Genomic DNA, 12,060 nt, shown 5'->3' on the forward strand with positions numbered 1-12,060 from the left:
CGACCTGATCACCAAGTGATCGGCAGCTTGTTGATCCCCTGGATCGTGGTCGCGGCCCGCACCGGCAACTCCCGTACGTCGTCGACGGCGAGCGACAGCGTGGGCAGCCGTTCCAGCAGGACGGACAGCGCGATCTCCAGCTCCGCCCGCGCCAGGTTCTGGCCGAGGCACTGGTGCACGCCGAAGCCGAACCCGACGTGGTGCCGCGCTGCCCGCCGGATGTCGAAGGTGTCCGGGTCGGCGAAGGCGTGCGGATCCCGGTTGGCCAGCGCGTTCGGCACGATCACGCCGTCGCCGGCCCTGATCAGCCGGCCGTCGACCTCGATGTCGTCGACGGCGACTCGCACACCGGCGAGGTCCGCGACCGAGAGGTAGCGCAGCAGCTCCTCCACCGCGGACGGCATCGCGCTCGGATCGGACCGCAGGATGGCGAGCTGCTCGGGGTGCTCCAGCAGGGTGAGGACGCTCAGCGAGATCATCGACGCCGTGGTCTCGTGTCCGGCGACCAGCAGGAACTCGGCCATCGCCACGACGTCTTCGCGGTCCAGCTCGCCTCTGGCTAGGCGCTCGGTGACCAGTCGGCTGATCAGGCCGGGGCCCGGCTCGCCCTGCCGTGCGGTGACCAACCCGTCGAGGTACTCGACCATTTCGCCGCGCGCGGCGGCGATGTCCTCCGGGTCGGCGCTTTCCGCCATGCGCTGGCCGACGTCCCGGAAGAAGTCGTGGTCGTCGAACGGCACGCCGAGCACCTCGCAGATGACCATCGACGGCACTGGCAGGGCGAACGTCGGCACCAGGTCGGCCGGCGGTCCGGCGTCGACCAGGTCGTCGGCGAATCGACGCGCGATCCGCTCCAGGGCAGGGCGCAATTCGCGGACTCGCTTCACGGTGAATTCCTTGAGCACCATCCGGCGGTACACGCCGTGCTCCGGCGGGTCCATCGCCACGAGCGGCAGCCGCGGTTGTTGCTCGCGAACCGCTTCGAAGCGGGCGGATAGGAGCGGAAAGCCCGGATGGGTCCGGTCGGCGGAAAGGCGGTGGTCGGCCAACAGTCGGCGGGCCGTGTCGTAACGCGTGACGACCCACGCCATCGCGCCGTCGTACTGCTCGACCCGGCACAGCGGGCCGCGCTGCTGAAATTCGCGGTACGTGCTCGGCGGCTGGTAGGGGCAGGTGCGCGCTTCGGGGAAGGTGGATGTGGAATCGGTTTCGGTCACTGTTTTCTCCAGCGATCTCCGGAATCGGAAATGGTCTGTCGAGTGCGGGGACTCGGCGCCTTCCCGGTGGGTCGATGTGAATGGGAAATGCGACGGGGTTGGGACTTCGCGCGGAGGTTCCGAAACCCGTGTCGGTTGCGGGAGGGGGTGAGCCGCTCGGGTGGGCAGGCTTTTCCCACGTCCGCCGCAGGTCCGCGGTCAGGGACCGGGCGTGCCGGAGTTGGTGCGGGTGGCGGTCCAGCGGTCGGGACCATCCTCGGCAGCGTCTACTTTGGACCACCAAATCCGCGCGGATCTCTTTCCCGCCGCTGGGCAGGTGATGGCCAGTCAGCCGGATCACTGTGCCTTCGGTGATCGGCAGCGGCCCGTAGTGGTCGCCTCGGGCCGCACGTCGGGTCAGCCGTGGGCCCGCGAGTGTCGTCGGCATCCGCCCGAGCTGTCGAGTGTGAGGCCCGCCGGTCCGGCGCCGATCACCAGCACGTCTGTCGTTGATTCACTGCTCATTCTGGGCTCCACGGGGGTGACTTGTCGGGACCTTGCGACGACTGCCTCCGCATCACCGCGTCCATGCCTGCACCCACGCGCGAGGACGTCGGCCATCTCCGGGATCTGGTCCGGGGACAGCGGCGGCGAGCACTGTTGATCACACTTTGCACATGCCATCCGGGCGGGCCCGGGTTCGGCCCCGCTGACCGGCTGCACGATCCTGATCGGCGCGCCGGGCTCCGCGACGGGGCTGGTCGTTCTCAGGCCCTTCCCCGCGCGGGCTTCGGGGCCGCTCTTCCCGCTTCTTCCGGATTTCCTGCGAGACGTGCAGAATGTAGGTAGATCGCGATCTTGGACACAAGCCTTGGACAGCAAGTTGCCACCGCTACGCGTGTCGCCGAACGCGCTCCGGAGGGGTGGCAGTTACCTGCCACTCCGTCACCCCCACTGTCGACTTGGTCTACGCATGGACATGCGTTGGGCGGAGCTGCGCAGCGGTTGGCGTGAACTGGCCCGATCAACGCCTGTGCGGTTGGCCCCGGCTCAATGGCCAGGTGTCACTAAGCCCGGTGTGGAGATCGTCGCCAGTAATGGATGCAGTGTGCGGATTCCTTTGAACCGACCGATCTGCGCGCCCTGCTTGGCCCGCCCGTAGACCCGCAGCACGCTCTCGCGCCGAATGGCTCATCAGCCATCCGCCCAGCTAACACTGCTGACCTCGCCCCCTATGCCAGAATATGTCGCCGTTTTCAGGAGGAAGATCCGTGGATTTGGTGGAATACCAACGGTAATACCGTGCCTTCGACAACCACGAGCCCGGGCTCGCGCCGCTCGTGCTCGGTCTGGTGAAGCCGGCGAGATCGCCGCCGAGCTGGAGAAGGCCGCTCGCCAGGACCGGACACGACGCAGCGATGCGCAACTGCGGCAACGAATGCTTGAAGAAGCAGAGGATGTGCTGTGGAACCTCACGCGCCTGATCGACATTCTTGGTTCCAGCCTGCCCGAGGTCGCCGAATCCAACCTCGCCCGACTCCATGTTCGCTACCGCGAGAACGGAATCACCCTGCGTCAGCAGGCTGAGTCGGTCTCCGGCCAACAACACGGCTGAGCTCGCACCCAGCGTGGCACTCGCCCACCGGGGTGAAACGGATGGATGGCCAGGTCCAATACCGCATCCGACCTGGTCTCCGCGGGTCAATCAAGATCAACATATCGCTCGGTTTGAGCCCTGCAGCCAGGGCGGTGTAGGTCCTCTGCGTCCTCGGCGAGGAGGGGCGTCCTTGCGGCTCGGGTCGGCCGCCTCATCCCCGTTGGTGGTGCTTGAGCAGTTGAGCGAGCAGGCGTGTCAAGGTCTGCCTGTCCTCGGCCGGAAGCGGTCCGAGTAGATCATCCTGCACCTTGTCCAGTGCTCGGTCTATGCGTCGCAGTTGGCGATCGCCCGCCTTCGTGAGGGTCACCAAGTTGCGCCTCCGGTCATCCGGGTCCGGCGCCCGCTCGACGAAACCCTGCTCGGCTAGTTCGTTGATCGCTGCCACGACGTCGCTGCGGTCCATGTTGGATCGGCGGCCAAGCTCGGCCTGGCTGGCCACCCCGAACTCGTCCAGCGCGGCCATGATGCGGTAGTGGTACCCGCGCGCACCTACCTCGCCGAAACCGTCAGACGCCAACCGGTGGGCGTGCACTGCCAACTGGGTGAGCAGCCAACTCGGCTTCGCGGTCAGGCGTGCGGGGGTCTCTTCCACGGCATCACCATACATCGTTGGCGCAGCCAATGAATCTCTGTATAGTTGGTCCCACCAATGTTGGAGATGCCAACGAAAGGGATGTCATGTCCACGGATGCTCTGATCGCCGACGGCATCGAGATCGCCGACCTGTTCACCCGCTTCGCGCTCCTGCTCGACGAGGAGCGGGGGAGGATGTGGACACCGTCTTCACCGACGATGTGGCGGTGCGCTCGCCGCGCGGGGGCGAACTCCGCGGCATCGACAAGGTCGTCGGCTTTATGCGACAGGGTGAGGTCGAGGGGCAGCGCAGTCAGCACACGACCACTGACCTGCTGGTGAACGTCAACGGCGACCAGGCGGCTGCCTCGGCGAACTCGTTCGTGTACGTCTATCGCGACGGCCAAGCGCCCCACCAGACAAGCGGCCTGCGAGTGGTCTGCACCGCAGCACGGACGCCGGCGGGCTGGCGATTCCGCGAGGTGCGGATCGTGCCCGCCTGGATCCACCAGAACTGATCTCTCCGGGAAGCTGCGGACACCACTGGATCGCCGAAGGCCGCCACCGCCTCACGGCTATGTTCGAAAGCGGCACCCGTTACAGCGTCGCCGTCCGCGCCGACCTCATCGACCCCGACACCGGCGCCCGAACATTCGGGTGCCCCGAATGAATCCCCCTGGAGTCAAGAACGTGATCAAGCCGTTCCGCATCGACATCCCCCAGGCAGACCTCGACGACCTGAACGACCGGCTCTCCCGCACCCGTTGGCCCAACGAGATCACCGAAGCCGGCTGGGACTACGGCTTCCCGCTGGCTCGGCTCAAGCAACTGGCCGAATACTGGCGCACCGGCTACGACTGGCGCGAGCACGAGGCCGAGCTCAACGAGCTGCCGCACTTCACCACCGAGATCGACGGCCAGCACATCCACTTCGTCCACGTCCGGTCTGCCGAGCCGGGCGCGCTGGCGCTGATCCTCACCCACGGCTGGCCCGGTTCGTTCCTGGAATTCCTCGATGTGATCGAGCCGCTGTCGCGCGACTTCCACCTGGTGATCCCATCCATCCCGGGGTTCGGCTTCTCCGGGCCGACCCACGAGCGCGGCTGGGATATCGTCCGGGTCGCGCGGGCCTGGGCCGAACTCATGCGCCGTCTCGGGTACGAGCGCTATGGCGCGCAGGGCGGCGACTTCGGCTCGGGCATCTCAACGGCGCTCGGCGCGGTGGCAGCCGAGCAGGTCGTCGGGGTGCACGTCAACTACCTGCCGACCCGGCCGATTCCGGACGCCGACATCGAACTGTCCGAAATGGATGAAGCTCGGCTGGACAAGGTCAGGCAGTTGATGGCGAATCGTCCGCCGTACCAGGCCCTGCAGGCCACCACCCCGCAGACCATCGGCTACGCGCTGACCGACTCGCCGGTGGGTCAGCTGGCCTGGATCGCCGAGCGCTTCGCGCAGTGGGCGGACCCGCGTTCGCAGATCGGTGACGAGCGGATGCTCACCGACGTCTCGCTGTACTGGCTGACCGCCACTGCGGCTTCCTCGGCGCGGCTGCACCGCGAGGCACCGCGACGGATCGATCCGTGCCCGGTACCGGTCGGCGTGGCGGTGTTCGCGCACGACATCACGCAGTCGGTGCGCCCGCTGGCCGAGCGTCTGTTCGACATCAGGCACTGGTCGGAGTTCGAGCGCGGCGGCCACTTCGCCGCGATGGAGGTGCCGGAGCTGCTCGCCGAGGACGTCCGGGACTTCTTCCTCACGCAGATCAAGTAGGACCACCGGGGCGCCACCCGCCATGAGACACTGCCGGCCGCGAACTCCGGGCACCCCGGAGCTTCGCGGCCAACAGGCCTTTCGCCTTCGCCGAGTCCAGCCGCACCGTCGTGCCCATGGCGCCGACTGCGATACCGGCGCTGTGACAGGTAGCCGTGGGTTCTGCGTCGGGTTACCTGCGTGCGAGGAGGTGAATCCTTTGGCTCAGGCTTCGGTACGGGTCTCGGCGGCTCGCTTCGAGTTCCACCTCGGCGATCCGGAACTCGGTGAGCCCCTTCAGATCGCCGGTCTCGTCCACCACCAGCACCGCGTCGGCGCCGCCGAGCTGTTCTGTTCACGTACTCGCGCAGGTCATCGCGGATCAGGTCGGCGTCCCATACAGCGCGTGACAGCAGATGCTGCATCCCGTACGGGGTGGCCTGGCGGACGTGCTCGGCCAGCGTCCAGCAGTTCTTGCGCGGCAGCTCGGCCAGCAACCCCTCCAACAACGCCCGCATCCGGAGGCGCGGCTCCACCCGCACGAACCTGCAGGCCATCCGGCCGACCAGGTCCTCGAACATCACCTGCCACCGGCCAGGGACGACGCTGGCCTGCACGGCCATCGCACGACTTTCGCTTGTCGTCACAAACAATGATGATCACGCGGTGGCCGTCCCCGTCCCCAGCGCGTGCGGGCGCAGGCCAGGGCGGCAACCGGTTAGGTGCCGCGCCGGAAGCCGGTTGCTGCGACGATGGCTCCGAGACCGGCGAGGATACCGATAGCGGCGAATGCGGTGTGGAAGCCGTCGAGGCCGGTTCCGGCTACGAGGACTGTTGATACGGCGGCGACGCCTGCCGCGCCGCCGATCTCGCGCATTGTCTCGAGCAAGCCCGATGCGAGTCCTGATTCCGATTCGGTGACACCGGCCAGCGCGCCGATCTGGAGCGAGGGCCCGCAGACCCCGAAGCCGAGTCCGGCGACCAGGAACGCCGGAAGCAGGTTGGTGAGGTAGACGGCGTCGGCGGGGACCCGAGTAAGCCACACCACTCCGACGGTCACCAGCGTCAGGCCGGTCACCAGCAGGCACCGGACGCCCACGGCGGCTGCGAGACGGCCGACGGCCCACGCGACCCCGAACCCGGTCGTTGTCGTGGCCAGCCACGCCAGACCTGTTCGCGCTGCTGAGTAGCCGAGTTCCTGCTGCATCAGCAGCGATCCGAGGAAGATGAACGAGAAGAACGCGCCGAATGCGAGCAGCGCGGTGAGGTTCGCCGCGACGAGCGTGCGGTTCCTCAGCGCCCTGGCCGGCACGAGCGGGGCTGGTGAACGCTTCTCCGACCACACGAACACGGCCATCAGCACGCCGGCCGCGATGAACCACGCCAGTGTGCCGGCGGAGGTCCATCCGTGGGTGGAGGCATGGTGGAGTGCGTAGACGAATGTCAGCAGTCCGCCGGTCACCGCGCTGGCCGCTGCGACGTCGAGCCGCCCGGAACGGCCACCGGGTTCATCGGCCGCAAGGCAGGTGATGGCGAGTGCGATGAGCGCGAGGCCGGCGGGAACGTTGATGAAGAACGCCCACCGCCAGCCCGGACCAGCGGCAATGAGACCGCTCGCGACAACGCCCACCGTTCCGGCTACTCCGCCGACGGCTCCGACGATGCCGAGAGCCCGATTGCGTTCCCGCCCTTCACGGAAGGTGACAGCCAGCAGCGACAAGACTGCCGGTGCGATGAGTGCACCGCCCAACCCCTGGAGCCCACGCGCCGCGATCAGCACGCCGCTGTGCTGCGCCACGCCCGCCACCAGCGACGCGGCGGTGAACAAGCCAAGGCCGGCGAGCAAGGCGCGGCGTCGTCCTAGCAGGTCGGTCATCCGGCCACCGATGAGGAGGAATCCGCCGAGCAGGAGACCGTAGGCGACGACAACCCATTGCAAACCGCCTTGGCTGATTCTGAGGTCTCGCTGGATCGAGGGCAGGGCCACGTTCACGATGGCGATGTCGAGGCCCACCATCGCCATGGCGGCGCACGCCAGTACCAGTACGAGCGCTTGGCGAGGTCGTGCCTTCTTCTCGCGCGTGGTTTCCACGGTGCTTTCCACGGCAGACATGGGTTCGGTGTCCTTCAACTCGCGGCGGTTCACCGGCGGTAGCTCGCAATGGGCTGGCCGGCGCCGGTGGTGATCAGCTGCGGCAGGCTCTTGGTGATGAAGAAGGTCCAGGCGCGCGAGCACGCTTCGAAGCAGGCGGATTCCGCCGCGGTGAGGCCTTCGTGCGTGAAATGCAGCGTCGTGCCTTGCGCGTCGGTGGTGATGTCGATGATCACGCGGTGGCCGTCCTGATTCCCAACCACCCACCACCAAGATCACGATCTACAACTGGCGTACTAGGCGAGGATCTCGTGCACGTCACGGGCGCCGCGGAGCCCGGATTCGATTGCCCCGTCAATGAATCCGACCTCGCTGAGGTCACGGCAGCGATCAAGGACGTCCCGCCCAATGTGGAGGTCGCCGAGATGGTCGCCGGCACCTACTACCCGGACGACCCGTTCGCACGCGGAGACCACCTTGGCGGATGCGACGACCTACTTCCGCGCCGTGGTGGGTGACCGCACGCCCCGGGGGCTGCAGGGCGCGTTCCTGGACAATGACGGGCGACTGGTCGACTACCTGGAAGGCGACGACCGGCGAGGCCCTGCATTTCGGTTTCCTCGTGCTTGTCGTCCTTGACCGCGATCACGTTGACCCGCAGCGGCAAACCCGCTTCGCGCGCGGCGGCGAGCCCGCGCCGGAACAGCTTGAATGTTCCGCTGCAGTCACACGGCCCCGGCGTCTCGCATGCTGTCCGCCCCTACCGTACTGCGGCTACCTTGCGCGGGCTCGGGCGATTGCTGAGAGCGACGAGAGTGCACATCGTACCCAGCAAGCAACCCATACAAGATGCCCGCCCGACCCGACGACCGCTAGCGACTGTGCAAGCCGCCCTTAAGGTTGTTGGGTTGTAGTTGTCAGGCGAGGTGTTCGATGACCGCGGCGACGACCTCGTCGGTGGTGGCGGTGCCACCGACGTCCCGGGTCAGGACGCCCGAGCCTGTGGTGCGCTCGATGGCTTTGTTCGGCATCGAGGTGATCGACACCATCGATGATGGGATCGGCCCATGCGGTTTCTACGGGCGGTGCTCCACTGAGGACAACCAGGATCCGGAAACGTCGCACGGATGGTAGTTGAACAACGCGCAGAAGTTCGTCGGGCCATTGGGCGGAATGATCGCAGCCGAGTACTTCGACGTCGGGCAGTCGCGTTCGGTGCCGTGGGAGCGTCGCCGAGAGGCTGAACGACTGCTGGCGGCGTTGAAGGACCCGAACCGGGTGGAATGCCGTGGTCGTTGGTGAGGGCACGCGATGCTGGTTCGGCAACCAGTTCTCGCTGGTCGCTCCGAAGTTCGCCGCCTACGGGGTGGACCTGTGGGTGCCCGAGCTGGGCGGGAAGTTCGACGCCCGCAACCCGTCGCGCAAGATGCTGATGAGCGTGCTCGGCGGCATGAGCGAGTCGGAACGCCAGCACGTGCAGGCGCGGGTGCGGGCCGCGATGGATGCGCAGGTGCTCAACGAGGGCCGCCACCAAGGCGGCCGAGCCCCCTACGCGGCGTGCACCTCGCTATGCTCGAGGATTCCTTCACGGCCTCAAGATAAGTAGACGGCGAGCTGCTGTAATCTTGATGGAGCGTTTCGCGCGGCTGTCCGCAGAGGCGGCGCCCGTCGACCACCCGACACACCGGTGCCCGCCCGACCACTGACCGCGCCGATGCCAAGATCTACCGACCTGATTGCCTGACGCACCAACCGCAAGGTGACGCTCGGGGTGACCGCGGGTGGGCAAGCCGGCCGATCTGGTGTCGAACTTCGCGTTGCCGATCCCGTCGTTGGTGATCTGCGAATTGCTGGGCGTGCCGTACGCGGATTGCGACGAGTTCCAGGAGCGTTCCGCCCGGCTGCTGGACATCTCGTTGTCGATGGAACAGCGGATGGCGGCGCAGCGAGCCGATCGACCTGACCCCCATCCGCGAATGGGCGACGACCTGGAGAAACCATCCGGTTGCCCGTGGGACAAGCGCCACGGGCCGTTCTCCGCGAGGCGGATGACCCACACGTCCGGCCCGACCGTGTTCCCAGTCCATCCCCCTGAACCGCCACACGAGTCTGGCCCCACCGCTGACGCAGCGGGACCAGAACCCAAGATCTTCATCCGTCTTCTAGGGGCGGGGCTGCTCCTTCCGGCGCACTTCCGGTTCAGACCGACTTGACCATGCCGTCGTCGATGACGTGGTTGACGCCGGTGATGTTGCCGGCTACGTCGGAGAGGAGGAACGCGATCAGGGCCGCCACTTCCTCAGGCTCGGTGATGCGGCCAGTCGTGACGTTCTGGTCCTTCACCAATGTCCGCGAAGACCACTTGCTCGCGGAGCTCGCATCCGAGCTCACCAACTCGGTCCTCGCCTGCGATGGTCAACCCGAAGAGACTGCCAGGCTCCTGCGAGAGCACAACCTGATCATCGTCTACAACAAGTCAGGCTCGGTCATGACATCCGACCGAGCCTGACCAGCGACAAGGCCCCTTACCATGGGGTAATTCTGTGTCCGAGAGTTGCACGCTAACTACACGCCTTCGCCTTCCCGAGATCGGTTGAGGCAGGGGCCTTTTTGTTGTCCCGCCTGTCCCACCGGGTGTCCACCTGGAACGCCTCGGCGGGACAGGTGGATTTGCATTGTGAACTGCGAAAATGTCGGCTGATGCACGATTGGGACAGGTGCTATCGGGTGTCCCGACGTGTGTCCGAACACCCCCATGGCGCGTCTAGCGGGTGCTCGGTTTCGGGACATGGTGACCTGTCCCGCCACAGCTTGCCGGGAACGTCAACGTCCGTGTGTGTGGGAGTCCAGGAAACCTTCGTAGGCTTCTTCTCGACTCTGAGGTCCCGCCGACACCACCGCCGTGGGATCTCCACCCAGTCGAGCACCCGCATGCGGCGAGACGTTCCGGCCAGCTACCCATGTCCCGTACACCGTGCTACACGGTGGCCACGACCCCGTCGCCCGTCACGCAGGCTCTGAGGATCCTGCGGGTGCGATCTCGATGACCCGCCAAGGCTGTTCGACGTCGGTGTATTTGAACGCGTCCTTTACCGCACCATTCGGTGCCACCCACCAGATTTCCAGAGCTGTGGGAAAACGCGAGAGAGCAGAAAGATGGCCGGTCGTGGATGCGGATCCTGCGGGTGCGATATCGAAGGTATGCCAACCTGTTTTGTCGTCATGCCAGTACGCGCCCTTCACCGCACCATCCGGCGCCACCCAAAAGATTTCCATACTCGTAGGAATACGCGAGACAGCAGCACAACGGCTGTCCGGAGATGCGGATCCTGCGGGTGCGATCGGGTAGGTCGTCCAAACTCCGCCATCATAATGGTATGCACCCTTCACCGCACCATCCGGCGTCACCCACCAGATTTCTAGAGCCTCAGGAAGACGCGAGAGGGCAGTAATGCGGGTGGTCGTGGATGCGGATCCCGCGGGTGCGACCTCGTAGGTATGCCAAGGTGGGCTCTCCTGGAAGAACGCACCCTTCACCGCACCATCCGGCGCCACCCACCAGGTTTCCATCTTCGTGGGATGACGCGAGTCAACAGCGAGGCCGAGCTGGGATGATGCATATGTAGTACTGTTTACCACAGTGGCCGTAGTGGTCATCGTTGTCATCGGTGCTCCTCGATGAGCTTGGGGGAATTCCATCGGGATACCCGGTCGCGATGGCTTCCCAATATGGCGAACAGAGTAACCGTAAAATCGAGATGATTAGCTACTTATTGCGCACAGTTGGCCCGATACAAGGCAACCGCAGGCTGCAATTCGGGCGCATGTGGCGTTTAAAATCGCTGATATTCGGAGACTTGTGCGTGAAACTACGCTACGCACATGAGGATCGTGCCGTCGCAGCGATAGGCTCCTATACGTCGCGGTAATACCATCACCCCCTCAGCGACTACTGCTACAACAAGACAACGGTATCAAGCGGCGGCCTGAGTACGAAATGGTCGAAAGTCTCTTCTGTGTTCCCGCAGCGCCGTGAATATTCCGCGTGCACTGTCGGTTACGTCAAGGGGCTCCGGGAAATCCGACAAGAAATTTTTACTAGGTAGCGAGAGCCGTACGTCCTGATGGATGAAGAGCGAACGGCGCCTTTGCTTCGCCAGGCGATGCGAAGGTGCCGTTCACCTCGAAAACTCAGCGTCCCGGAGCCAGGGTGAAGCCGGCGCCGAGGCCGCCTCGGGCGTTCATGTCGTTGATGATCGACAGGATGGACGCGCTGCTGCCGGCGACCCAGGTGTGGTCGAGCAGCGTCGTTCCAACCGCGACCGGCGAGCCCGAGTCGCTGCCCGGTGAACACGTGTGGCAGAAGTAGCCGCTCGGGATCGGGGCCTTGAGGCCCGAGCCAATGACGAACAGCATCGGGGAAACGTGCCCTGGCAGACCTGCTCGTTGGGCACCCCCGGGAAGGCGATCATGGCGCCGCAGGCCAAGCCCGAGAAGCGGCCCTGCTTGCACACCACCCCGGCCCATTGCGGTTTCGTGGGTGTCGGGCTGAACGCCGCTGATGACGAAGCCCGACCGGCTGACGAATGGTTGACGAACGCCGATTACCAGCAAAATGTCGGCGGCAGGCGAATACTGGCTCTGGCACGGTTTCCGTGATGGACCCGGATGCTGCTCGCCTGCCGGGTAGTTGATCATGTGCTGGGTGTGCTGATCTTGGAGTGCTTGGGGTCCTGTTTCCGCATCTGGCCCAGTTTCGGATTGACGACGTGCATGCTGCTGGGCTGGTG

The 12,060-nt window shown here is 65.7% G+C and carries 12 protein-coding genes and 2 pseudogenes; 6 read left to right on the forward strand and 8 right to left on the reverse strand.

Features of this window, described 5'->3' with window-relative positions:
• Positions 1-8 precede the first annotated feature (8 nt).
• Positions 9-1,217 carry a cytochrome P450 gene (locus tag AB0H93_RS30995; protein ID WP_358577211.1) on the reverse strand — a complete coding sequence of 403 codons (1,209 nt, stop codon included), beginning with the start codon at positions 1,215-1,217 and terminating at the stop codon, positions 9-11.
• A gap of 1,213 nt (positions 1,218-2,430) precedes the next feature.
• On the opposite strand from AB0H93_RS30995, the gene AB0H93_RS31000 reads away from it, so the two are divergent.
• Positions 2,431-2,811, forward strand: coding sequence for a hypothetical protein (locus AB0H93_RS31000; RefSeq protein WP_358577214.1), 381 nt, complete (start codon positions 2,431-2,433; stop codon positions 2,809-2,811).
• A gap of 193 nt (positions 2,812-3,004) precedes the next feature.
• On the opposite strand, the gene AB0H93_RS31005 is transcribed toward AB0H93_RS31000, so the two are convergent.
• Positions 3,005-3,445 carry a MarR family transcriptional regulator gene (locus tag AB0H93_RS31005; protein ID WP_358577217.1) on the reverse strand — a complete coding sequence of 147 codons (441 nt, stop codon included), beginning with the start codon at positions 3,443-3,445 and terminating at the stop codon, positions 3,005-3,007.
• Between the two features lie 178 nt (positions 3,446-3,623).
• Between AB0H93_RS31005 and AB0H93_RS31010 the strand changes: the two genes are divergently transcribed.
• The gene (locus AB0H93_RS31010; protein ID WP_358577220.1) at positions 3,624-3,944 is read left to right on the forward strand and encodes a nuclear transport factor 2 family protein; all 321 of its coding nucleotides are present in this window, start codon (positions 3,624-3,626) and stop codon (positions 3,942-3,944) included.
• A gap of 172 nt (positions 3,945-4,116) precedes the next feature.
• Entirely contained in the window at positions 4,117-5,199 is a 1,083-nt protein-coding gene (locus tag AB0H93_RS31015) for an epoxide hydrolase family protein (protein ID WP_358577392.1), read from the forward strand.
• Positions 5,200-5,473: 274 nt separating this feature from the next.
• Here AB0H93_RS31015 and AB0H93_RS31020 read toward each other — a convergent pair.
• The 3 genes and pseudogenes from AB0H93_RS31020 to AB0H93_RS31030 all read right to left on the reverse strand — a co-directional run.
• Positions 5,474-5,759, reverse strand: a pseudogene (locus tag AB0H93_RS31020) (transposase); the annotation flags it as partial.
• Between the two features lie 137 nt (positions 5,760-5,896).
• Positions 5,897-7,324: an MFS transporter gene (locus AB0H93_RS31025; RefSeq protein ID WP_358577222.1), complete on the reverse strand. Its 1,428-nt coding sequence runs from the start codon at positions 7,322-7,324 to the stop codon at positions 5,897-5,899.
• Positions 7,321-7,506 carry a hypothetical protein gene (locus AB0H93_RS31030; protein WP_358577224.1) on the reverse strand — a complete coding sequence of 62 codons (186 nt, stop codon included), beginning with the start codon at positions 7,504-7,506 and terminating at the stop codon, positions 7,321-7,323. The genes AB0H93_RS31025 and AB0H93_RS31030 overlap by 4 nt, the downstream gene beginning before the upstream one ends.
• An 898-nt stretch (positions 7,507-8,404) precedes the next feature.
• Here AB0H93_RS31030 and AB0H93_RS31035 point away from each other — a divergent pair.
• The 3 genes and pseudogenes from AB0H93_RS31035 to AB0H93_RS31045 all read left to right on the forward strand — a co-directional run.
• The gene (locus AB0H93_RS31035) at positions 8,405-8,572 is read left to right on the forward strand and encodes a hypothetical protein (protein ID WP_358577227.1); all 168 of its coding nucleotides are present in this window, start codon (positions 8,405-8,407) and stop codon (positions 8,570-8,572) included.
• Positions 8,559-8,876, forward strand: a complete 318-nt coding sequence (locus AB0H93_RS31040; RefSeq protein WP_358577229.1) for a recombinase family protein — start codon at positions 8,559-8,561, stop codon at positions 8,874-8,876. The genes AB0H93_RS31035 and AB0H93_RS31040 overlap by 14 nt, the downstream gene beginning before the upstream one ends.
• 181 nt (positions 8,877-9,057) lie before the next feature.
• A pseudogene (locus AB0H93_RS31045) lies at positions 9,058-9,204 on the forward strand (cytochrome P450); the annotation flags it as partial.
• Between the two features lie 265 nt (positions 9,205-9,469).
• On the opposite strand, the gene AB0H93_RS31050 reads toward AB0H93_RS31045, so the two are convergent.
• The 3 genes from AB0H93_RS31050 to AB0H93_RS31060 form a co-directional block, all read right to left on the reverse strand.
• Positions 9,470-9,661, reverse strand: coding sequence for an SDR family oxidoreductase (locus AB0H93_RS31050; protein ID WP_358577232.1), 192 nt, complete (start codon positions 9,659-9,661; stop codon positions 9,470-9,472).
• Positions 9,662-10,276: 615 nt separating this feature from the next.
• Positions 10,277-10,936 (reverse strand): hypothetical protein, encoded by a 660-nt coding sequence (locus AB0H93_RS31055; protein WP_358577235.1) that lies wholly within the window; start codon positions 10,934-10,936, stop codon positions 10,277-10,279.
• Positions 10,937-11,461: 525 nt separating this feature from the next.
• A complete protein-coding gene (locus AB0H93_RS31060; protein WP_358577238.1) occupies positions 11,462-11,968 on the reverse strand; it encodes a hypothetical protein in 507 nt (168 codons plus the stop codon).
• Positions 11,969-12,060: the final 92 nt, after the last annotated feature.

Source organism: Saccharopolyspora sp. NPDC050642 (genome assembly GCF_040654735.1).
GTDB lineage: Bacteria > Actinomycetota > Actinomycetes > Mycobacteriales > Pseudonocardiaceae > Saccharopolyspora > Saccharopolyspora elongata.

Excerpts from the sequence above, each read along its gene's own strand:
- AB0H93_RS31000 (WP_358577214.1), top strand. The coding sequence starts at position 2,431 with ATGCCAGAATATGTCGCCGTTTTCAGGAGGAAGATCCGTGGATTTGGT.
- AB0H93_RS31055 (WP_358577235.1), bottom strand. The coding sequence starts at position 10,936 with ATGACAACGATGACCACTACGGCCACTGTGGTAAACAGTACTACATAT.
- AB0H93_RS31060 (WP_358577238.1), bottom strand. The coding sequence starts at position 11,968 with ATGATCAACTACCCGGCAGGCGAGCAGCATCCGGGTCCATCACGGAAA.